Annotated in this window: 19 protein-coding genes and 1 pseudogene; 10 read left to right on the forward strand and 10 right to left on the reverse strand. The window is 61.6% G+C overall.

Features of this window, described 5'->3' with window-relative positions:
• Positions 1-66: 66 nt before the first annotated feature.
• The 3 genes and pseudogenes from cysT to cysA form a co-directional block, all read left to right on the forward strand.
• Positions 67-891: a sulfate ABC transporter permease subunit CysT gene (cysT, locus tag IAE77_RS19775; RefSeq protein ID WP_294230404.1), complete on the forward strand. Its 825-nt coding sequence runs from the start codon at positions 67-69 to the stop codon at positions 889-891.
• 130 nt (positions 892-1,021) lie between these two features.
• Entirely contained in the window at positions 1,022-1,882 is an 861-nt protein-coding gene (cysW, locus tag IAE77_RS19780; RefSeq protein WP_294230407.1) for a sulfate ABC transporter permease subunit CysW, read from the forward strand.
• A pseudogene (gene cysA, locus IAE77_RS19785) lies at positions 1,879-2,595 on the forward strand (sulfate ABC transporter ATP-binding protein); the annotation flags it as partial. The gene cysW and the pseudogene cysA, both read left to right, overlap by 4 nt.
• A gap of 46 nt (positions 2,596-2,641) precedes the next feature.
• Here cysA and IAE77_RS19790 read toward each other — a convergent pair.
• On the reverse strand, positions 2,642-3,301 hold the full coding sequence (locus IAE77_RS19790; RefSeq protein WP_294230416.1) for a DUF2971 domain-containing protein: 660 nt from the start codon (positions 3,299-3,301) through the stop codon (positions 2,642-2,644).
• A 186-nt stretch (positions 3,302-3,487) separates the two neighbouring features.
• On the opposite strand from IAE77_RS19790, the gene IAE77_RS19795 reads away from it, so the two are divergent.
• Both IAE77_RS19795 and IAE77_RS19800 read left to right on the forward strand, forming a co-directional pair.
• A complete protein-coding gene (locus IAE77_RS19795; RefSeq protein ID WP_294230418.1) occupies positions 3,488-6,043 on the forward strand; it encodes an autotransporter-associated beta strand repeat-containing protein in 2,556 nt (851 codons plus the stop codon).
• A gap of 3 nt (positions 6,044-6,046) precedes the next feature.
• The gene (locus IAE77_RS19800; RefSeq protein ID WP_294230421.1) at positions 6,047-7,021 is read left to right on the forward strand and encodes a CNNM domain-containing protein; all 975 of its coding nucleotides are present in this window, start codon (positions 6,047-6,049) and stop codon (positions 7,019-7,021) included.
• Positions 7,022-7,210: 189 nt separating this feature from the next.
• Here the strand turns inward: IAE77_RS19800 and IAE77_RS19805 are convergent, their stop codons facing one another.
• The 4 genes from IAE77_RS19805 to IAE77_RS19820 all read right to left on the reverse strand — a co-directional run bounded on the left by IAE77_RS19805 (position 7,211) and on the right by IAE77_RS19820 (position 11,011).
• Positions 7,211-8,125 carry a rhodanese-like domain-containing protein gene (locus IAE77_RS19805; protein WP_294230424.1) on the reverse strand — a complete coding sequence of 305 codons (915 nt, stop codon included), beginning with the start codon at positions 8,123-8,125 and terminating at the stop codon, positions 7,211-7,213.
• Positions 8,126-8,161: 36 nt separating this feature from the next.
• Positions 8,162-8,845: a hypothetical protein gene (locus IAE77_RS19810; RefSeq protein WP_294230427.1), complete on the reverse strand. Its 684-nt coding sequence runs from the start codon at positions 8,843-8,845 to the stop codon at positions 8,162-8,164.
• Positions 8,842-9,774, reverse strand: a complete 933-nt coding sequence (locus tag IAE77_RS19815; protein ID WP_294230430.1) for an inorganic phosphate transporter — start codon at positions 9,772-9,774, stop codon at positions 8,842-8,844. Before IAE77_RS19815 ends, IAE77_RS19810 begins: the two co-directional genes overlap by 4 nt.
• Before the next feature lie 73 nt (positions 9,775-9,847).
• Positions 9,848-11,011 carry a GTP-binding protein gene (locus IAE77_RS19820; protein ID WP_294230433.1) on the reverse strand — a complete coding sequence of 388 codons (1,164 nt, stop codon included), beginning with the start codon at positions 11,009-11,011 and terminating at the stop codon, positions 9,848-9,850.
• Between the two features lie 90 nt (positions 11,012-11,101).
• Here IAE77_RS19820 and IAE77_RS19825 point away from each other — a divergent pair, with 90 nt between their 5' ends.
• Both IAE77_RS19825 and IAE77_RS19830 read left to right on the forward strand, forming a co-directional pair.
• Positions 11,102-11,416, forward strand: a complete 315-nt coding sequence (locus IAE77_RS19825) for a metalloregulator ArsR/SmtB family transcription factor (RefSeq protein WP_294230434.1) — start codon at positions 11,102-11,104, stop codon at positions 11,414-11,416.
• A gap of 48 nt (positions 11,417-11,464) precedes the next feature.
• Complete coding sequence (locus IAE77_RS19830) at positions 11,465-13,132, forward strand: sulfatase-like hydrolase/transferase (protein ID WP_294230437.1); 1,668 nt, start codon at positions 11,465-11,467, stop codon at positions 13,130-13,132.
• Here IAE77_RS19830 and IAE77_RS19835 read toward each other — a convergent pair whose 3' ends face one another.
• The 4 genes from IAE77_RS19835 to IAE77_RS19850 are packed head-to-tail and all read right to left on the reverse strand — an operon-like array spanning position 13,133 to position 15,047.
• Positions 13,133-13,579 (reverse strand): arsenate reductase ArsC, encoded by a 447-nt coding sequence (locus IAE77_RS19835; protein ID WP_294230439.1) that lies wholly within the window; start codon positions 13,577-13,579, stop codon positions 13,133-13,135. It lies immediately after the preceding gene.
• The gene (locus tag IAE77_RS19840; RefSeq protein ID WP_294230441.1) at positions 13,576-14,256 is read right to left on the reverse strand and encodes an aquaporin; all 681 of its coding nucleotides are present in this window, start codon (positions 14,254-14,256) and stop codon (positions 13,576-13,578) included. Before IAE77_RS19840 ends, IAE77_RS19835 begins: the two co-directional genes overlap by 4 nt.
• Positions 14,257-14,258: 2 nt before the next feature.
• Positions 14,259-14,732, reverse strand: a complete 474-nt coding sequence (locus tag IAE77_RS19845) for a DUF6428 family protein (RefSeq protein WP_294230444.1) — start codon at positions 14,730-14,732, stop codon at positions 14,259-14,261.
• Between the two features lie 6 nt (positions 14,733-14,738).
• Positions 14,739-15,047: a metalloregulator ArsR/SmtB family transcription factor gene (locus IAE77_RS19850; protein ID WP_294230446.1), complete on the reverse strand. Its 309-nt coding sequence runs from the start codon at positions 15,045-15,047 to the stop codon at positions 14,739-14,741.
• Between the two features lie 94 nt (positions 15,048-15,141).
• Here IAE77_RS19850 and arsD point away from each other — a divergent pair, with 94 nt between their 5' ends.
• Both arsD and arsA read left to right on the forward strand, forming a co-directional pair.
• A complete protein-coding gene (gene arsD, locus IAE77_RS19855) occupies positions 15,142-15,471 on the forward strand; it encodes an arsenite efflux transporter metallochaperone ArsD (RefSeq protein WP_294230449.1) in 330 nt (109 codons plus the stop codon).
• A complete protein-coding gene (arsA, locus tag IAE77_RS19860) occupies positions 15,468-17,312 on the forward strand; it encodes an arsenical pump-driving ATPase (protein ID WP_294230452.1) in 1,845 nt (614 codons plus the stop codon). Before arsD ends, arsA begins: the two co-directional genes overlap by 4 nt.
• Here the strand turns inward: arsA and IAE77_RS19865 are convergent.
• Positions 17,239-18,108 (reverse strand): helix-turn-helix domain-containing protein, encoded by an 870-nt coding sequence (locus tag IAE77_RS19865; RefSeq protein WP_294230456.1) that lies wholly within the window; start codon positions 18,106-18,108, stop codon positions 17,239-17,241. The two genes, arsA and IAE77_RS19865, sit on opposite strands and share 74 nt — an antisense overlap.
• Positions 18,109-18,412: 304 nt before the next feature.
• On the opposite strand from IAE77_RS19865, the gene IAE77_RS19870 reads away from it, so the two are divergent.
• Positions 18,413-20,752, forward strand: coding sequence for a hypothetical protein (locus IAE77_RS19870; RefSeq protein ID WP_294230459.1), 2,340 nt, complete (start codon positions 18,413-18,415; stop codon positions 20,750-20,752).
• Position 20,753: the final 1 nt, after the last annotated feature.

The following is a 20,753-nucleotide window of genomic DNA, read 5'->3' on the forward strand; positions in this document are numbered from 1 at the left end:
TCTCCAGATTCGTTCGTCGTGCCGTCGTCCCCCCTTCAACCAACGAATTTGGAAATTCGTTTTACGATGTCCCGTCCACGTCATGTCCTGTCTGGCTTCAGGCTCTCCCTCGGCTTCACCGTCACCTACTTGAGCCTCCTCGTGCTCTTTCCGCTCTCCATGCTCGCGTGGAAGGCGGCGAGCGGCGGCTGGCCGCATGTCATCGAGACTCTCACGCACGAGCGCGTGATCGCGTCGTTGAAGCTCAGCTTCGGCACCGCCTTCGTCGCCGCGCTCGTGAATGGCGTCTTCGGCCTGCTCACGGCCTGGGCGTTGGAGCGCTATGCGTTTCCCGGCCGTCGATTGCTCGATGCCATGGTCGATCTGCCGTTTGCGCTGCCCACGGCCGTCGCGGGCATCGCGCTCGTCACGCTGTATGCGCCGAATGGCTGGATCGGCTCGTTCTTGGCCCAGCACGACATCAAGGCCGCGTATGCGCCGCTCGGCATCACCATCGCGCTCACGTTTGTCGGCTTTCCGTTTGTTGTGCGCACCTTGCAGCCCGTCATCGCCGATCTCTCGATGGATGTCGAAGAAGCCGCCGCCTGCCTCGGCGCGAACCGCTGGCAAACGCTCACCCGCGTCGTCTTTCCCGCGCTGCTGCCCTCCACGCTCGCCGGCATGACGCTCGCCTTCGGTCGTGCCGTCGGCGAATACGGCAGCGTCGTCTTCATCTCCGGCAATCTCCCTTTTAAGACCGAGATCGCCCCGCTGCTCATCACCATGCGCCTCGAAGAATACGACTACGCCGGAGCCGCGACGATCGGCGTAGTCATGCTGGCCGCTTCATTCGCCATTCTTCTCATCTCAAACCTTCTCACCAACTGGAGCCGGAGCCGCATGGGCCGCTAGCGTGGCAATGACGAAACCAGAATGGCGAATGACGAATGAATTCCGAATTCCCCAAGTCTCCCACCTTCGTCATTCACGCTTCGACATTCATTCGTCATTCCTCATTCGCCATTCGTCATTTTCCCCTCTCATGGCCGCCATCGTCCTCAACTACCCCAACCGCACCGCGAGACCGCGCAAAGCCACCTCCGAATCCCCATTCTCCCGCTGGCTCATCATCGGCATCGCCGTGGCTTTCATGGCGCTGATGTTCGTGCTGCCGCTGGTTGTCATTTTTCAGGAAGCGTTCCGAAAAGGCTGGGAAGGCTATGTCGAGGCCTTTGATGATCGGGCGACGACGCATGCCATCTGGCTCACGTTGCAAGTCGCGGCCATCACGGTGCCGTTGAACACGCTTTTTGGCCTCGCGGCGGCCTGGTGCGTCTCGCGCTTTCAATTTCGCGGGAAGCGACTGCTCACCGCGCTCATCGAACTGCCGCTGTGGGTCTCGCCGGTCATCGCGGGCATGATTTATGTGCTGCTGTTTGGAGCGCAGGGCCTCTTCGGGCCGTCGCTGAAGGAGCACGGCATCAAAATCATCTTCGCGCTGCCCGGCATCGTGCTCAGCACCATCTTCGTCACCTTTACCTTCGTCGCGCGAGTGCTCGCGCCGCAGATGGAGGCCCAGGGCCAGGCCGAGGAAGAGGCCGCGATGACGCTCGGCGCGAACGGCTGGCAGATGTTCTGGCGCGTGACGCTGCCGAAAATCAAATGGGGCCTGCTCTACGGCATCATCTTGTGCAACGCCCGCAGCATGGGCGAGTTCGGCGCGGTGTCCGTCGTCAGCGGCCACATCCGCAACAAGACCAACACCGTGCCGCTGCACATCGAGGTCCTTTACAACGAATACCAGTTTGTCCCCGCCTTCGCCGTCGCGTCCGTGCTCGCACTGCTCGCGCTGGTGACCCTGATTTTGAAAACTCTGACGACCACCCCACGAGGAGCAGCATGAGCATCCACATCCACCACATCTCCAAAACCTTCGGCAGCTTCAACGCTTTGAAGAACGTCGATCTCGAAGTCAAAACCGGCGAACTCGTCGCCCTGCTCGGCCCCAGCGGCAGCGGCAAGACCACGCTGCTGCGCATCATCGCCGGGCTCGAGTTCGCCGATGAAGGCGCGGGCAGCATCGAGTTTCACGGCAGCGATGTCACCAACCGCACCGCCTACGAGCGCAAAGCCGGCTTCGTGTTTCAAAACTACGCTCTCTTCAATCACATGACCGTCGCGGAGAACATCGCCTTCGGCCTCCGCGTCATGAAACGGCCCGAGCGGCCATCACGCGAGGACATCGACCGCAGCGTCACCGAATTGCTGCGCCGCATCGCCCTCGAAGGCTACGGCGACCGCTACCCCACGCAGCTCAGCGGCGGCCAGCGTCAACGCGTCGCCCTCGCCCGTGCCCTCGCCGTCGGCCCGCAGGTCCTGCTGCTCGATGAACCCTTCGGCGCTCTCGACGCCAAAGTGCGCAAAACCCTGCGCAAATGGCTCCGCCAGTTCCACGACGAGACGCGAGTCACCACGCTCTTCGTCACCCACGACCAGGACGAAGCCTTCGAACTCGCCGACCGCGTCGTCATCCTCCACGAAGGGCACATCCAGCAAGTCGGCTCCCCCCGACAACTCCGCGAGAACCCGAAAAACGAGTTCGTCGCCGACTTCCTCGACTGCGTGATGATTTGAGGCCGAAAGACTTATTCTTCTAGGAGTCCTAAACCGATAAAATTGTTTCGGTGAGCACGAAGTGGTTTGGATCGCAGCACACTTGAATCAATTTTGGCTTATGCGGCATTTGTTTGACGGCATTGATGACTTTCTGGCGAAAGTCATCTTTGATCTGGGCTCCAAGCCGAATCTCTTCAATGGCTTCTGCCTTAAAAGGCAAAAGTCGTGGATTGGATTCTAAATCACCAACACATAGCCGATACTCCTTTTCAAAATCCCACTCGGACGCTTTGCGTAAACTCACATGATCAGCAAGCATCGCTGGGTCTGTGCTTAAGGCATCCATCAGATCGAGTGGCTCTTCTGGGTTCATGTAGTTAACTTTCATCGCGGCAATGAACGGTCCGAAAGTGGATTTATAACCGACACAAATGCCCTGATGAGAATCAGCATAATAGGACCACATTCGGATCGAATCAGGCACCGCCGAAAAACAAACAACTCCGCTGTGCCGCCTACGAGAGTCGATGAAACTAGATAATGTTGCCACGGTGTTGCCTATAGCCGTCGCATCAAACTCAGCCGCCGCTGAAGCGGGCGTTCCCGTGCCATTTTTTACGCAGAAATTTATGAATGAACGCTTCAGCTTCTCTTCATCAATTTTTACGGGTGCGATGGCGCTCGAGTTGCGTATTCCTACTTGCAAGGTAGGATAACAAAGCCAATATCACTCCACCACGAAGCGACCACCTGACAGAACAGGGGAGCTTCAATCCAGCGAGACTAGGAGGTCAGCTCTCCCCCCTGCCGATCCCAACAGGAAGGTTTTCACTCTCAGCATCTCCGACACCTACCCGGCCACGGGTGGCGCGGCTCCCCCCACGTCACTCTCATGAAAAAAGCCCTCTTCGGAGGCCTCGGCATCGTTGTCGCGGCCTTCAGCCCCCCTCTTCTTGCTCAAACCAACGGCACCTGGACCAATGCCACCTCAAACTCCGCCTGGAGCACCACTTCTAACTGGTCCGGCGGCCTCGTCGCCGATGGCGTGGATGCCATCGCAGACTTCAGCACGCTCGACATCGCCGCGAATCGCACGGTGAACCTCGGCGCGAGCCGCAGCATCGGCACACTGATCTTTGGCGATGCCACCACGGCCTCCAACAACTGGGCGCTCGCCAATGGCAGCGGCGGCCCATGGACGCTCACGCTCGCCACGAGCAGCGGAGCACCCGTGATCCAGGTCGTGAACCAAACGACCACGATCACCGCCTTGCTCGGCGACACGCAGGGCTTCACGAAAAGCGGCGCAGGTGCCCTCACGCTCAACAACGCATCGAACACGCTCAGCGGCGGCATTTCGCTCGCCGCAGGCACGCTGAACTTCACCAGCGGCTCGCTCGGCACGAATCTCGTCACCTTCACCGCGAATGCCACGCTCGGCTGGAGCGCGGGCAACACGCAGGATGTCTCCGCACAGGTGAAAGTGGAGGACGGCGTCACCGCCACGGTCGCCACCGGCGCGAACAGCGTCATTTTTGGCAACAGCATCCAAACCGGCACGAATGGCAACGCCTCGATCACCAAGACCGGCGCGGGCACACTGACTTTCACCGCCGTGCAAAGCTACACGGGCAACACCCGCATCAATGGTGGCCGAATCGTGCTCAGCAGCGCTGATCGGCTCGTAGCGACGAGCTCGCTGATTTTGGGTCAGGGCGCTGGAAGTGGCATTTTGCAGCTCGGTGATGCTTCGACGGCGTCCACGCAAACTTTGGACTCCATCACGATCACGGGCAGCGGCACCGCCAATGCCATCGTAGGCGGAAATGCGGCTAATTCGGCACTCACGATCAACAACAGCGCTGCCGTCGTTTTCGCCGGACAGCTCGGTGGAGCCGGAACGAATGAAAACAACCTCACGCTGACCAAACTCGGTGCCGCTGCCCTCACGCTGAGCAATGCCGCGAATAGCTTCACCGGCGATGTGAGCATCACCGGCGGTGCTTTGATCATCACGCGATCCACCGCACTCGGCACCGGCCAGAAAACAATCACCATCAGCGGCACGGTGAACGCGCCGACTTTGCGCCTCGATGGCAGCGGCGGCGATCTGAGCCTCGCGGCCGATCACAGCCTCATCACGAGCAATGACAACGTAAACAACCCCGCACTGCTCAACGTGGCCGGCAACAACAGCATCGCCGGAAGCATCTCGCTCACGACCGGCGGCTTTGGCACTGCAAACACACGCATCAAGGTCAACGCGGGCACTTTGAGCCTCAGCGGAGCCATTTCACCTCACGCGAGTGCTTCAGGGCCGGTCACGGTCATCTTTGATGCCGCCAGCGGCACGAGCGGCAGCACCACCGGCCAACTCAGTGACAACGGCAGCCTCGTGCTCAACGTCACGAAGGCCAGCGCAGGCGTTTGGAGCCTCTCCGGCACCAACAGCTACACCGGAACGACCACGATCAACGCTGGCTCGCTGCGCATCGACAGCCTCGCGGCACTTGGCAATGCCACGAGCGCCCTTCTCATCGGCTCGGCGACTTCCGGCACCCTCGAATACACCGGCAGCAGCGCTACCACACTCACACGTGGCATCACCGTGAATGGAGCAGGTGGTGCGACGATTTCCAACACCGGCGGTGCCACGCTCACGCTTTCCGGCACGCAGGCACGCGGCGCACGGCCGCTGACTTATACTGGCGGCAGTTTCGTCGTCAGCGGACGCATCACCGGCACCTCCACCACGAGCCCGCTCATCATCGACAGCGCCACCGTGCGTCTCACGCACAACAACAACAGCTACGTCAGCCCCACCGTCGTGCAAAACGGCGGCACGCTCATCGCGGCGAACACCACCGCGACCAGTTCCGCCACAGGCACCGGCAGTGTCACCATCGACGCCACCAGCACGCTCACCGGCACCGGTTTCATCAATGCGGGCACCGACAACTCGATCTTCATCAACGGCCAGCTCATCGTCGGCGATCCCGCCGTCTCCGCCGCCGCGAATCTCGATCTCACCACCTCCGGCACCGGCAGCACGATCCTCGGCAGCACCAGCATCCTGCGTCTCGATCTTTTCAGCGGTGCCGGCCTAGGCGACAACTCCGCCAACGCCAGCGCGGCGGATCAACTGCGTCTGCTAGGTGCCCTCGACATCCAATCCGGCGCTCTCCTCCGCCTCGGCAATCCCAACAACCTCACCACCTGGGCCGATGGCGACACCTTCAAGCTCTTCGACTGGAGCGGCCTCACCAGCGTGAGCGGCACCTTCGGCATCGACGTCACTGATTTGAACCTCCCCGGCGGAGCCAGCCTCGATGTGAGCAACCTCTTCACGCTCGGCACCGTGATCATCGTCGTGCCCGAGCCCGGCCGCGTGGCACTCCTCATGCTCGGACTCGGCTCGACGCTGCTGCGTCGCCACCGCCCTCTTTGACCCATGTTTCTCGTTTTGATCCTCATCTGCGCCTCCGCGCTCGCGATCTCCTTCCTCTGCTCGCTCACTGAAGCCGTGCTGCTGAGCCTCAATCCTCTCAGCCTGCGACTTCAGGCGAAAAAGAACGGCACTGATCACATCGCCTCGCGCTGGCTGGCGATGAAAAATCAATTCGAGAGGCCGGTGTCGTCCATTTTGGTCTTCAACACGCTCGCCGGCACCGGCTGCGCCACGCTGGCAGGCGCGGTGTTTGTGCAGGTCTTCGGCGAAGGCTGGCTGTGGCTGTTTTCGATCATCATCAGCGTTTTGGTGCTTTTTGGTGGCGAACTCGCCCCGAAGATCCTCGGCGTGCATCACGCGGAAGCCCTCGCGCCGCGCCTCATCGGCCCGCTGACTTGGATGGTGCGACTTTGCCTGCCGCTGGCCGTCATCATGGAAAAATTCTGCGCCCGCCTGAAGCGCGGCACGGCCACCACCAAAACGCAGAGCGACCACATCATGGACATCATCACGCTCGTGCAGGCCGCGAAAGCCGAGCAGCTCATCCACAACCGCGAGGAGCTCATCATGATCCACGCCGCCACGCTCAGTGCCCGCCGCGTAAAGACCGCCCTCGTGCCGCGCGAGGCCGTGCGAGTCTTCGATGCTCGTCTCAGCCTCCTCGAAAACATCACCGCGCTCGGTCCCAAGCTGCATCGCAGCTATCCCGTGAGCCCCGATGGCACGCTCGACCATCTCACCGGTTACATCCGCGTCCGCGAGCTCTTCGTCCAAAACCTCACCACGCCCGGCTCCGACTGGCGCCCCCTCATCCGCCCCGTCCTCCACATCGACGAGAAAGCCTCGCTCACCCAATTGCTGACCCTCTTCCTCGAAAAACAAGAGATCGCCGCCCTCGTCGATGACCCGCAAAATCAAATCACCGGCTGGATCACGATGGACGACGTCATGAAAGTGCTCATGGGCGCGAGGGTGTGAGCTTCATCTCAACCCGGATGACGCGCCCATTGATCGGCAGTCACAATAAGTCACATGTCATGAGTAACCTGCTCCGCTGACAAACATTCATGTCGTGGTCAATCCTTGAGCATCAACTTCGTACGCATGAGAATGCCGCCACGATGACGTGGCGGCGTTGGTCGGTATGATAAAACCAAGGGAAAATGATCACTCCCCGGCAGGATCGCCGCCGGTTTCCGCCGGCAATGATTTGCCCTTGAGCCAGACGTATTCCTTCCACGCGCCCTCGTAGAGTCGCACGTGCGGATAACCGGCCACATGCTTGAGGTAAAACATGAGCAGGCTGCCCTCACGCGAGGTGCCGCAGTAGGCGATGATGTTTTTGTCGGGCGTGATGCCGGCTTTTTCGAGGTCCGCCTTCACCTCGGCGAAGGGCTTGAACTTGTGCGTGTTGTCCTTCTCCACCAGACGGGCCCAATGGAAGCTGATCGCGCCGGGGATGTGGCCTTTGCGCAGCCACACGTCGTCCTCACCGCGGAACTCGTTGATGGGACGCGCGTCGATAAGGAGGTTGCCGGGCTTGCCGACGTGTGCCTGCACGTCGTCGATGTTCGCGGCGACGCCGGGGTTGCCTTTCTCGGGCAAATGACCGGGTGGATTGCCGAAGTAGTCCTGGATGGCCGTGAGACCCTGCTTCGTCCACTCAGCGAGGCCGCCATCGACGATCTTGATGTTCTCCACGCCGACCTTCTCCAGCACATAGACGACCATCGTGGTGCTGAGGATCTCATCGTTCGGCAAAACATCACCGGTGGCATAGACGAGGTGCAGGCGGTCCTTGTCCACGCCGGCGCGGGTGAGCAGCGCCTGGGTGAGATCATCCGGCAAATACTGCACGGGCACGGCATGATCCGTGCCGCGCAGCGTGTCGAACTCCAGATGATGCGCGGTGGGCAAATGGCCGCGGAAGTAGTCTTTGTAGCCGCCACGCGTGTCGAGCACGATGGGGCGCTGCGAGGCGTCGGGGTTCTCGATGAGCTTTTTGGCGTCGGCGGGCGAGATGAGGCCGATTTCGGCCTGCGCAGCGGTGGCGATGAGGAGGAGGGTGAGGATGGATTTCATTCGGTGGTTGGAGTGATGGAGTTTTGGAGTGATGGTTTAGAAGGTGAAGACGAAGTTGATCTTCGCGATGAGGCTGACGCGGTCGCGGTCGGGGAAGTTGGCCCAGGTTTCGAGGACGATGTGCTTGCTGAGGTCATACTTGGCACCGACGGCGGTGATGAGGCCGCGCTGATCACGCGACTGCACGAGGTCGGCGTTGAGGTTGAGATTGCGGTCGAAGACTTTGAAGGTGCGGTCGATGCCGGCGAGAAAGCTGCTGCCATTGGTTTGATAGCCGTAGCCTGCATGCAGACGCGCAAAACCGAAGTCATGTGCGAGCATCGCGTAGCTGAAGGGATCGCCCGCGCGGTCGATGTCGGTCAATGCGATGCCTGCGATGCCGACGGCGAACATGCCGTGCTCCCACGGCGAGAAGCGGGCCTTTGTCTGGAAGAAGAGCGGGCCGCTGACGCCGGTGCCGAGCGGGCTGTCGAGGCCCCATTCGACATGCACGGGCTCGAAGTCCCAGCCGGTTTTAAAGCCCATCCAGTGGCCGGATTTGCCGGGCTCGGCCGTGCCGAACTGGTTCGCGCCGCCGAAGCTGCTGAAATACTGCACGGCGACGGTGCGATGCGGCACGGTATCAGCGGTGGGGATGTTATTGAGGCCGGTCGGCGTGCCGAAGGCGGAGGAGACGACCACGAATGCGGCCACGATGAGTGCGTGTGTTGGTTTTCTCATGGGGAGATGGTTTTGAAGAGCAGCGCCGCGATGAGCGCTGAAACGGGAAGCGTGATGACCCACGCGGCGAGCACCGGGATGACGGTTTTCCATTTCGCCTGTCGCGTGCTGATGCCGATGCCGAGCAAGGCACCGACGCTGACATGCGTGGTGGAAACGGGCAGGCCATGCAGGCTCGCGGTGGTCACGAGCAGTGCGGTGGCGAGATTCGCGGCGAAGCCCTGGCCGGGATGCATGCCGGTGATCTTGTGCGCGAGTGTCTCCGCGACCTGTTTGGCACTGATGAGGCCGCCGAGCGCCATCGCGATGGCGATGAGGATCATGCCCGCACTGCCTTGCAGCAGGCCGATGCCGAGCAGCAGCGCGGCCATCTTCGGCGTGTCATTCAAACCGCGTGCAAAGCACACCGCGCCCGCGCTGAGGAAGTGCGCCGCGTCGAGGAAGCGCGAACGTGTCGCCGATGGTCGCAGCACGAGCTGCAACACGCCGCCGAGCAGCACCGCGAGCACCGGGCTGAGCAGCAGCGGCTTCACAAAGGCCTCCCATAGCTTCGCCGCGTTCACATCGCCCACGAACCAGCCTGCGCCGAGCAAAGCGCCGGTGAGCATGTGCGTGGTCGAAACCGGAAAACCAAGCCGCGTGGCCAAAAATCCCGTCAAACCGGCCCCACCGGCCACCGCGAGCAAAAACGCGGGTTGGGCGATCAAGGCATCCGGCACGAGTCCTTTGCCCGAAAACGCTTTCAGCATCGAACTCGCGAAAAACATCGCCACCACGCATCCCGCCGCCGTGGTGACCGCCGCCCAGTTCACCGCTGTGCGGTAACTCGTCGTCCCGCTGCCAAACAGCGACGCCACGCCTTTGAAATTGGCGTTCGCCCCGTTCGCGTAGGCGACGACCAACACGGCGATGATGACGAGAGTGATCATGGTTCTTTATTTGTCCAAATGAGCAAATATCAGGTTAAAACTCCGTGAGCATGATTTCATGAGGGAAGAGCACTCAGCAGCAGCCGCTGCCAGGTTTGCAGCCGCCTTTGACTTCCATCACCACTTCGCCGTCGCGATGCGTCGGCGTCGGTTTGCCAGGGCGGAAGTGCTCTTCGTGGTCGAGCGTGGCTTTGAGGCCGAAGAATTGCGATGCCGTCGCTTCGACGCCGGCTTTCACCGCTTCCATGAGCGACGCGGGATCGGCCTCGGCACGCAGATTGATGATGAGCTGGCCGCCGGTGGTCGGTTCGTCGAGTTCCATGCCGAGTTCGGCGATGTAGTCGCTGCGCACGAGATTGATGCTCGCCAGTTCGCCCGCGATGCCGTCGTCGGGACTGAAGGTCATCTTGAAATGCGCGATCTCGGCACCTGCGACCTGCAAACGGCCCTGCACGTTCGTGGCGAGCTGTTTGAGGAAGGCGTTCGCATCGAACTCATCGTCTGATTTGAGCGACACGGTGGCGTTCAGCCAGCCGAGCAGCGCCTCGCCCTCGGCATAGACTTCGTAATCGACGGCCATCGGATTCCGCCGCGCCTGCTCGCCGCTCATGAGCGTGCTGAAGAGCTCGTCGAGGCCGGTTTCCTGCCGTGGCGACGCGGTGACGATCTTCGCCAGCGGGAATTCCTTCGCCAAAACGGCCCGCAGTTGCTCGCGCTGCGATTCATCGAGCAGATCGCTTTTGCTGATGACGATCACATCGGCCTCTTCGAGCTGTTTTTTGAAGATGTAAGCCACTTTGGACGAGAACGTGCCGCCTTCATCGAGTCCGAAGACACGTCGCGCCCGCACGGGATCGACCAGCACCGCCAGCGGCGCGATGGTGAAGGCATCGCCATACATGCGGCGCAGCGGATACGTCACCGTCGCGACGAGATCGGTGCAGCTCCCCACCGGCTCCGCGATGAACACATCCGGCTTCGTGGCATCATTCAACCGCGCCGCAGCATCCACGAGCGTGTTGAAGCGACAGCAGAAGCATCCGCCCGCGATTTCCTCCGTCGCATAGCCCTGGCCGCGCAGCAGCTTCGTGTCCACGAGCCCTCCAGCCTGATCATTCGTGATGAGCCCGACTTTGAGGCCCTGATCGCTGAGATGCTTCGCGAGACGGCCGACGGTGGTCGTTTTGCCGGCTCCGAGGAAGCCTCCGATCATGATGTAGCGTGCGCGTTGGGACATTGAGGGCGGGTTTATTTGCCAGAGGCGGCAAATAAACAAGTGCCAAGCACGCATCTTGCAGAAAAATCCTCCGCGCTGTATTTCCGAGCCATGCCCGCCCGAAAATCCTTCGACTGCCTCAGCGCCATGCGTGCGCTCGGCGAGCCGACCCGCCTGCGCCTCGTGCGCCAGCTCATCGGCGGCGCGAAACCCGTGACGGAGCTGTGTGAAGCACTCCGCGTCACGCCTTACAACGTTTCCAAGCATCTCCGCGTGCTCAAAGAAGCCGGTCTGCTCGAAGTCGAGAAGCAAGGCCAGCAGCGCATCTACGCCCTCGCCACCGCCTTCCGCGAGAAGCTCTCGAACAACGCCAAGACCCTCGATCTCGGCTGCTGCCAGTTTCATTTCGACAAGCTGCCGGAATAGCCGCGATTTGACGAAAGCACCCTGGTGCCCGGTCGTTCTCATCGCCCCATGTTCCGCGTCGTCTTTCTTCTCTCCGTCTTCTGCTCCTCGCTCTGCGCAGCGTCGAAACCCAACGTCCTGCTCATCTGCGTGGATGATTTGAAGCCAGTGCTTGGCTGCTATGGCGACAAGATCGTCAAATCGCCCCACATCGACCGCCTCGCGCAGCGCGGCGTGTTGTTTGAGAAAGCGTTTTGCAATCAGGCCGTCTGCTCGCCGTCGCGCAATGCCCTGCTGACGGGTCTGCGCTCGCAAACACTCGGCATTTACGACCTCGCCACGAACTTCCGCAAAAGCGTGCCGGATGCCGTCACGTTGCCGCAGCATTTCAAGATGAATGGTTATCGTGTCGAAGGCCTCGGCAAAATCTTCCACGTCGGCCACGGCAATGTGAACGACGAGGCGTCGTGGAGCGTGCCGCATTTCAGCCCAAAGACGATCAGCTACGTGCTCAAAGAAAACAACCCGCCGGAATCAACCCGCGAGCAGGCGTTGTTTGAGAACAAAAAGGAGGCCTGGAAGCTGCCACGTGGCGCACCCACAGAGGCTGCGGACGTTCCCGACAACAAGTATGGCGACGGCATGATCGCCGACGAGGCGATCAAACGCCTCGAAGCCGCCAAGGCCAAACCTGACGAGCCCTTTTTCCTCGCCGTGGGCTTTTTGAAGCCGCATCTGCCTTTCGTGGCACCGAAGAAGTACTGGGATCTCTACGATCCGTCCGTTTTCAAGCTTCCGGAACTGCAAACGCCACCCGAAGGTGCGCCTGAGTTTGCGCCCAGCTCGTGGGGTGAGCTGCGGCAATACAAAGACATGCCGGAAAAAGGTCCGGTGACGACGGAGCAGGCCATCCACCTCATCCACGGCTATTATGCGGCCACGAGCTACATGGATACGCAGCTCGGCAAGGTGCTGGATGCGCTTGATGCGAATGGCTTCGCCGAAAACACGATCATCGTGCTCTGGGGCGATCACGGCTGGCATCTCGGTGACCACGGCATGTGGTGCAAGCACACGAACTACGAGCAGGCCGCGCGCATTCCGGTCATCGTGGCCGCTCCGGGCATCAAAGGCGGCCAGAACACGCAAGCGCTCATCGAATCGTGCGACATCTATCCCACGCTCGCCGAATTGACCGCCCTTCCTGCACCCAAACAAGGCGATGGCCGCAGTTTCGCCTCTGTTTTGAAGGATCCGAGCTCCAGCGTGCGCGATCATGCGATCCACGTCTATCCGCGCGGCCAGGGCCTGATCGGCCGTGCCGTCCGCACGCAGCGTCATCGTCTTGTCGAATGGAAAAAGCCCGGCGAACCTGCGGGTTCGGCCATCCTCGAACTCTACGACTACGAAGCCGATCCTGCTGAGACGAAGAACCTCGCAGCCTCGCAGCCCGAGGTCGTCGCCGAACTGCGCAAACTCCTCGCCACCCATCCCGAGGCAAAGCCGCAGATCAGCAACAAGCCCGAGCCAAAAAAAGCCGAGGCCAAAAAACCCGCACAGGATCGCGGCAAGATGTTCGATCAGCGCGACAAGAACAAAGACGGCCAGCTCACCAAGGAAGAGTTTCTCCTCAACCAGCCCGACCCCGATGAAGCGCCGAAGCGCTTTCCCAAATTCGACGCCGACAACAACGGCACGCTGAGCCGTGAGGAATTCATCAAAGGTGGGAAGAAATGATCAATTCCCCTTCATCTGATCTCGCCGGCCATCCGCATACGCGGTGAAGACGGCTTTGATCTCATCGCGGACGCGGCGGAAGACGGTCATGATTTCCTCTTCGCTGCCAGTGGCGTGGGCGGGATCGTCGAAGGGCCAGTGGTGGCGGTTGAGCTGGCCGGGATACATCGGGCAGGCTTGATCCGCGTTGCCGCAGACGGTGATGACGGTCTCCACATCGCGAGAAAGAAAGTCGTTCATGTGCTTGCTCGTGTGCGTGGAGATGTCGATGCCGATTTCAGCCATCGCCTTGATGCCGAGCGGATGCACATAGCCTGCGGGCTTCGATCCCGCGCTGGCGACTTCGAGGATGTCACCCGCGACCTGGCGCAGGATGCCTTCGGCAAGATGAGAACGGCAGGAGTTGCCGGTGCAGAGGATGAGGACGAGCGGTTTGGGCGGAGTCATGGAGAAGTGGAGTGTTGGTGAGAAGCGCCGCAGCAGCCGCACTCGCTGACGCCGAGACAGCACGGCACGGCGGCCAAAGCGCCGAGCACGGTGGCGGTGAGATAGATCCAAAGATGCTCGAAATGGCCGGAGACGAGCGCGGGAGCGAGTGAGCGGGCGGGATTCATCGACGCACCGCAGATCGGGCCTGCGAACATCGCCTCCAGCGCGATGACGCCACCGATGGCGATGCCTGCGGTGATGCCTTTTTCCTTCGCGCCGGTCGAAACACGCAAAATGACCAGCATGAGGATGGCAGTGAGGATGAACTCCAAAATGGAGCTCTGCGTCGCAGTGCCGCTGGGAAGCGTCGCACCGAGTTTTTCGTGCGCGGGGAACAAAAGTCGCCAAACACCGCTCGCAGCGACTGCGCCGACGATTTGGGCCAAAACATAGCCAGGAACGTCTTTCCACGCGAAACGGCCTGCGACGGCAAAACCGAGTGTGACGGCCGGATTGAGATGAGCGCCGCTGACATCGCCGAAGGTGTAGATCATTGCCATCACGACGAGACCAAAGGTGAGCGCGATGCCCGCGTGACCGATCACGCCGCCGCTGACGTCATTGATGATGATTGCTCCCGTGCCTGCGAAGACGAGCGTGAAGGTGCCGAGAAGCTCTGCGAGGTGCTTTTTCATGATCAGCAGCATTTTGAACCGGGCGTGCAGCAGCTCGCGGGTTGTGGAGCCGGAGCGCATTCGCCTGGCAGGCAAATGCCGCGAGCAAGGCAGTCGGTGTGCTTCCAGCCGCAGCGGAAAGCGAGCGTGCCGTCGATGATCGTGGCGCTTTCGATGGGGAACTGCGCTACGACGCCGTCTTCGAATTCGATTTCGATGGGGACCTCGTGATGCGGCAGTACATCGCCCGCTTTGTCGAAGATGGCGGCCAGTTTGCCAGCGACGAGTCGATGATCGACATCGTCGTGCACCCAGGTTTGCAGCAAACAAGTCTCCAGCGTGCGACGCGTGCCGCCGCAGTCGATGAAGCGCTTCGTGACGTGGCCGACCTCGGTGATGTGAAAGTGCGCGGGGATCAATCCGCCGTCCGGCAGCACGAAGGCGAGCGGTTTGTCCGCGTGCGAGCGGAGTTGGGTGATGAATTCAGCGATGGTCATGGGAAATCAGCAGCAGGTGGTTTTTTTGCCGCCGCAGGCCAGCCGGTCCACGCAGCGGAGAAAGTCGCCGAGGCAGTCGCAGGCGAGCGAGTAGTAAATGTTGAGGCCACGCTTCTCGCAGTTCAGCACGCCGGCCTCGCGCATGAGCGTGAGATGCTTCGAAACCGTGGACATGTCCGCACCAACGAGGTCCTTCAGGTCGCACACGCACATCTCGCCCTTCATGAGCGCCTCGGCGATGAGCAGGCGCGAAGGATGCCCCAGCGCCTTGATCACGGCGGCACGGTCTTCGAGCTTTTTTTTCAGGGCGGGCATCTATTTGGCGAAATAGCCAAATAAAGCGGGCGGGCAACAAGTTTCGCTCAGTGACGTCGCTTTACTTGCTCACGAACCGCACGAGCCTGCCCTCATGAAAACCATTCAGGTCTTCGATCCGCCGATGTGCTGCTCCACCGGCATCTGCGGGCCAAACATTGATCCCGATCTCGTGAACTTCGCCGCGATGCTCTCGCAGCTCGCGAACATGGGCGTGAAGATTGAGCGCCAGAACCTCGGCCAGCAGCCGATGGCCTTCGCGAAGCATCCGGTGGTGAAGGAGTTGCTGCAAAAAGAGGGCACCGGCGTGCTGCCGCTCATTTTTCTCGATGGCGCGATCTACCAGAAGGGCCGCTATCTGAATCACGATGAGCGCCCGGTCTTCTTCCGCGCCGCGCTGGGCCAGGAGGAGCACGCGTCATGAATCTGCCGTGCTACCAGCCAGATCCGGCCGCCACGACGCGCTTCCTCTTTTTCACCGGCAAAGGCGGCGTGGGCAAAACGTCGCTGTCATGCGCCACGGCACTGAAGCTCGCTGAATCCGGCAAACGCGTGCTGCTCGTGAGCACGGACCCGGCTTCAAATCTCGATGAAGTGCTCGAAACGAAGCTCACGAACGCGCCCACGCCCATCGCTAGTGCGCCGGGCCTCGAGGCGTTGAACATCAATCCCGTCGAAGCCGCCGCGGCGTATCGCGAGCGCTTGATCGGACCGATGCGCGATTTGCTGCCGGAGGCGGCGTTGCGCAGCATGGAGGAGCAGCTTTCCGGATCGTGCACGGTCGAGATCGCGGCGTTTGACGAGTTCGCCGGGCTCATCGGCGATCCCGAGGCGGCGAAGACTTACGACCATGTCATCTTCGACACCGCACCCACGGGTCACACGCTGCGGCTCATGAGCCTCGCGAAGGCTTGGGACCAGTTTTTGGATCAAAACACCAGCGGCACCTCCTGTCTCGGCCCATTGGCTGGTTTGGAAAAACAACGCGTCATCTACGAGGCCACGGTGAACACGCTCGCCGATGCGCACGCGACCACGCTCGTGCTCGTGAGCCGTCCGCAACTTTCCGCGCTGCGCGAAGCCGAACGCACCTCGAAGGAACTGCGAGCCCTCGGCGTGGCGAATCAATGCCTCGTCATCAACGGCGTCTTCGCGACGCATTGCCCAAGCGATCCCGTCGCCCAGGCCATGCAAAAGCGCGGTGAGGCCGCGTTGAGTGCCGCGCAGGCCTTCATCGACAGCATGCCGGCCTTCATTGTGCCGCTGCGCTCGATCAACATCCTCGGCATCGGCGGCGTGCGAGCTTTGCTGACCGAAGAAACCGCCAACGAGACGCGCACTCATTTGGACGAATGGACTGCACCACCGATGCAAAGCCTCGCCAGCCTCGTCGATGAAATCGAGCGCCAAGGGCACGGCGTCATCATGACGATGGGCAAGGGCGGTGTTGGCAAAACGACCGTCGCGGCGGCGATTGCCGTGTTGCTCGCGAAACGCGGTCACCGCGTGCATCTCAGCACCACCGATCCCGCCGCGCACATCGCGCAAACGCTCGCCGGGCAGGTGGAAGGCCTCACGACGAGCAAAATCGATCCCGCCGCCGAAACAGCCGCCTACACCGCTGAGGTGATGAGTCATCAAGGCACGCAAATGGACGACGCGGGCCGCGCTTTGCTCGAAGAAGACCTGCGCTCGCCCTGCACGGAGGAGATCGCCGTCTTCCGCGCATTTGCTCGTGAAGTCGGACAAGGCACCACGCGCTTCGTCGTGCTCGACACCGCGCCCACCGGCCACACGCTGCTGCTGCTCGACGCCAGCGAGGCTTATCATCGCGAACTCGAGCGCCAGGCCCGCAGCACGCAGCCGGAGGAGGTTCTGCATTTGCTTGAGCGTCTGCGCGATCCGGCCTTCACGCACCTTTTGCTCATTACCCTGCCCGAGGCCACGCCCGTGCACGAGGCCGCCGCGCTTCAGGAGGATTTGCGCCGCGCCCACATCGAGCCGCACGCGTGGGTCATCAATCAAAGCCTGCTCCACAGCGGCTCGTGCGATCCCTTGCTGCAACGCCGCGAGCACGCCGAGCATCGCTACATCCAGGAAGTCGTCGAAAAACAAGCCACCCGCACCGCCTGGCTCCCCTGGCAGGCCGAGGAGCCCGTGGGGCCTGAGGAGCTCCTGCATCTCGCCACCGTCACGCCGCCTCCATCCCGCCCGTGCGATACGCCGATGGCGACACGCCCACCTGCCGGCGAAACCACGCCGTGAAGTGCGACGCATGCCGAAAACCCAGCTCGAACGCGATTTCCTTCAGCGTGCCATTTCCTGCGAGCACCCGCTCCCGCGCCGCATCGAGCCGTCGCTTCTCCAAATAGCGGCGCAAGCTGGTGCCGAGGTGCTGTTGCAGCAGTTGATCCGCCCGGCGCAGGCCCAAACCGAAGCCTGGTGGCAAACTCGGCGTCGTTTGATCGAGCGGACGCGTGTCCAGCCACGCGATGAGCTGTTCCACGCGGCCTCGACGCCCTTTCGCCGCCACGCGCGGCTCTGGCTCGATGCCGTTTTGATGCAGCACCGCGCTCCAAACCGCGAACCACTCCAAAAATGCCGCCTCACGCGCCGACCACGTCGCGAGTGAGTGTGTCGCAGGCTTCACTGCCTCACGAAAGGTCACCGCTTTGCGACCGCGATGCACGCGGCGGAAGAGTTCGAGCGTCGCGGTGCGCAACGCGGCCGATTTCGCGGCGAAATTCAGCCCGCGACGAAACACCGGCCGTTCATCCGGCCACTGGCAGCGAAAACCGACCGACAGCAGTCGCGTCCCCGGCGCAAACCAATGCTGCCGCGTCCCCGGTGCCGAAAAAAACGCCTCGCCACGCTTCACCGCGATCTCTTTCCCATCCGCCCGAATCCGTCCGCTGCCCTGCTCGATGAAGAACACGCCCGCCGGCACCGGAATCTCCGCCGACCACACCCCGCACACCGGCACCGCCCCACGATACACCCACAGCCACTCCCAGCGCAGGCTGCGCCAAGCATCGGCAGTGAATTCAGGTGGTCGGGGCATGAGACAGATCAAAACGCTCATTCGACGCTGATGAAACCATATTTGATAGGCAGTAGAATGGGGGCAGTAGAATTACTTTGAAGAGGGTTCAGTCAGGACATGGGTAACACCTTTGGTTCAGGACAAAAATTCTACTGCCCCCATTCTACTGCCTACCTCTTGGTAACATGACAAAACCCCATGATTCGGAGTAGAGCGTCAGATCCCCGGCATCCTGCAATCCACCCACGCCCCGCATAAGCGATTTCCATCCGGCATAACACAGCGCAGTTGCCCGCCTCACCGCATCTGCTTTGCTGCCCAGATGAAGCCCAACCTTCTGCTTTCCGTGTATTTCGTGTGTTCCGTGGTCCATTCCTTGGCCGAGGAGCCTCGCAACATCAGCGGCATCTACCCATCGCTCGCCATGTTCAACAACGAGGGCGAGTGCGGCACGGGCGCGGTGGTGCCTTGGGCGGACCGCTTGTGGGTCATCACGTATGGGCCGCATCTGCCGTTCGGATCGAGCGACAAGCTCTACGAAATCACGCCGGACCTGAAGCAAATCGTGCGCCCCGAAAGCGTCGGCGGGACACCGGCGAACCGCATGATCCACGACGAATCGAAGCAGCTTTTCATCGGGCCGTATGTCATCGACGTAGAACGCAAAGTGCGCGTCATCCCGCCGAGCATCATGCCAGGCCGTCTCACCGGCAATGCGCGGCACCTGACCGATCCCGCAGGCAAAATCTACTACGCCACGATGGAGGAAGGCCTCTACGAGGTCGATGTGAAATCGCTCGCCGTGAAAAACTTCATCCGCGACGGCAACGGCATCAAAAAAGACTTCAAGGTCGAGACGCCGCTCTCAAAGCTCGACTCCCAACTGCCCGGCTACCACGGCAAAGGCCTGTATTCCTCCCAAGGCCGTCTCATCTACGCCAACAACGGCGACCGCGACAAGCGCGTGCTCACCGATCCCACCACGCCCAGCGGCGCCCTCGGCGAATGGACCGGCAGCGGCGACTGGCAGCTCGTGCGTCGCAATCAATTCACCGAAGTCACCGGCCCCGGCGGCATTCACGGCAGCGATCCCAACGCGCCTGTGTGGAGCATCGGTTGGGATGCGAAGTCGCTCATCCTCATGGTGCTCGATGGCGGCAAATGGCAGTCGTTTCGCCTCCCCAAAGTCAGCCACAGCTACGACGGCGCGCACGGTTGGAACACTGAATGGCCGCGCATTCGCGACATCGGCGAAGAAAACCTGCTCATGACCATGCACGGCGCGTTCTGGAGCTTCCCGAAGACCTTTTCCGCATCAAACACGAACGGCATCCGCGCCCGCAGCGCCTACTTGAAGGTCATCGGTGACTTCACACGCTGGAACGACGGCCTCGTCTTCGGCTGCGATGACTCCGCGAAGTCGGAATTCCTCAACAAACGCAGAGTCAAAGGCGGCATCGACAGCATCGGTCAATCGCAGAGCAACCTTTGGTTCACCAGCCCCGACACGCCCGGCAAACTCGGCCCCGCGCACGCCAGCGGCGCGGTGTGGCTGCATGAGAGCGTGAAGAAGGGGCAGAAGGCTGATCTGTTTCTTGTAGCGGGCTGGAAGCACCGCAGCCTCTGGGTCGTCAATCATGCCACCGGCGAATCCGCGCGCACGGACATCATGAGTGATGATGACTGGCTGCGAACCGAGGCAGGGGCCGACTCCAAAGATTTGAGTGTCGTCATCACGCTCTCAAACGGCGAATCCCGCACCACCGAGCCCGATGCCATTTTCGACGGCATCGCCCGAATCGGCGATGAAAACGCCCAAACCGGCCTTTTCCGCCCTCGCGGCGAAAACAAGCGCACGCTGAGTTTCGCCACGAAAGACGGCTACTACGAGATGGGAGCCGATTTGGCCCTCAAACGCGTCGAGGATGCCAAAGCGAAGGCCTTTGTCGAAAAAGCCGTCGCGCTGCCGAAGAACGTCATCACGCTCGATGAGGCCAGCGTGCTCGTCGTCGATGATCGCGGCCGTCGCTGGCGTCTGCCGCGTGCCTCGAAAGCCTACGATGCCGCCACCAACGCCGGCGAGCTGCGCATCTGCCGCGAGGTCGCCACCGAGCGCGACATGCTCAGCGCCTGCGGCACCTTCTTTGAACTGCCCGCCGAAAACGCCGATGGTTTCGCGAAGATCCGCCCCATTTGCTCGCACAATCTGCGCGTCACCGACTTCGGCGGCTACCGCGGCCTCTTCATCATGAGCGGCATCAAACCCGACGCCAAAGCCAGCGACCACATCCTCCGCAGCGACGACGGCAAAGCCGCCCTCTGGGCCGGAGCCATCGACGACCTCTGGAAGCTCGGCAAACCCCGCGGCGAAGGCGGCCCGTGGAAGGCCACGAAGGTCAAAGCCGGTCAAAAGAGCGATCCTTACCTCATGTGGGCCTACGACCAGCGCACGCTCACGCTCAGCCACGATCAAAACGAGCCCGTGAGCTTCCACATCGAGCTCGACCTCACCGGCACCGGTCTCTGGGTCACCCACAAACACCACGAAGTCTCCCCCGGCGAAGAAACCGCCCTCACCTTCGACCCCGCCATCCAAGCCCGCTGGCTCCGCGTCACCGCCGACAAAGCCTGCGCCGCGACGGCGTGGCTGAAGTATGAGTGAT

The sequence above is a fragment of the Prosthecobacter sp. genome, from assembly GCF_014879935.1.
Taxonomy (GTDB): Bacteria; Verrucomicrobiota; Verrucomicrobiia; order Verrucomicrobiales; family Verrucomicrobiaceae; genus Prosthecobacter.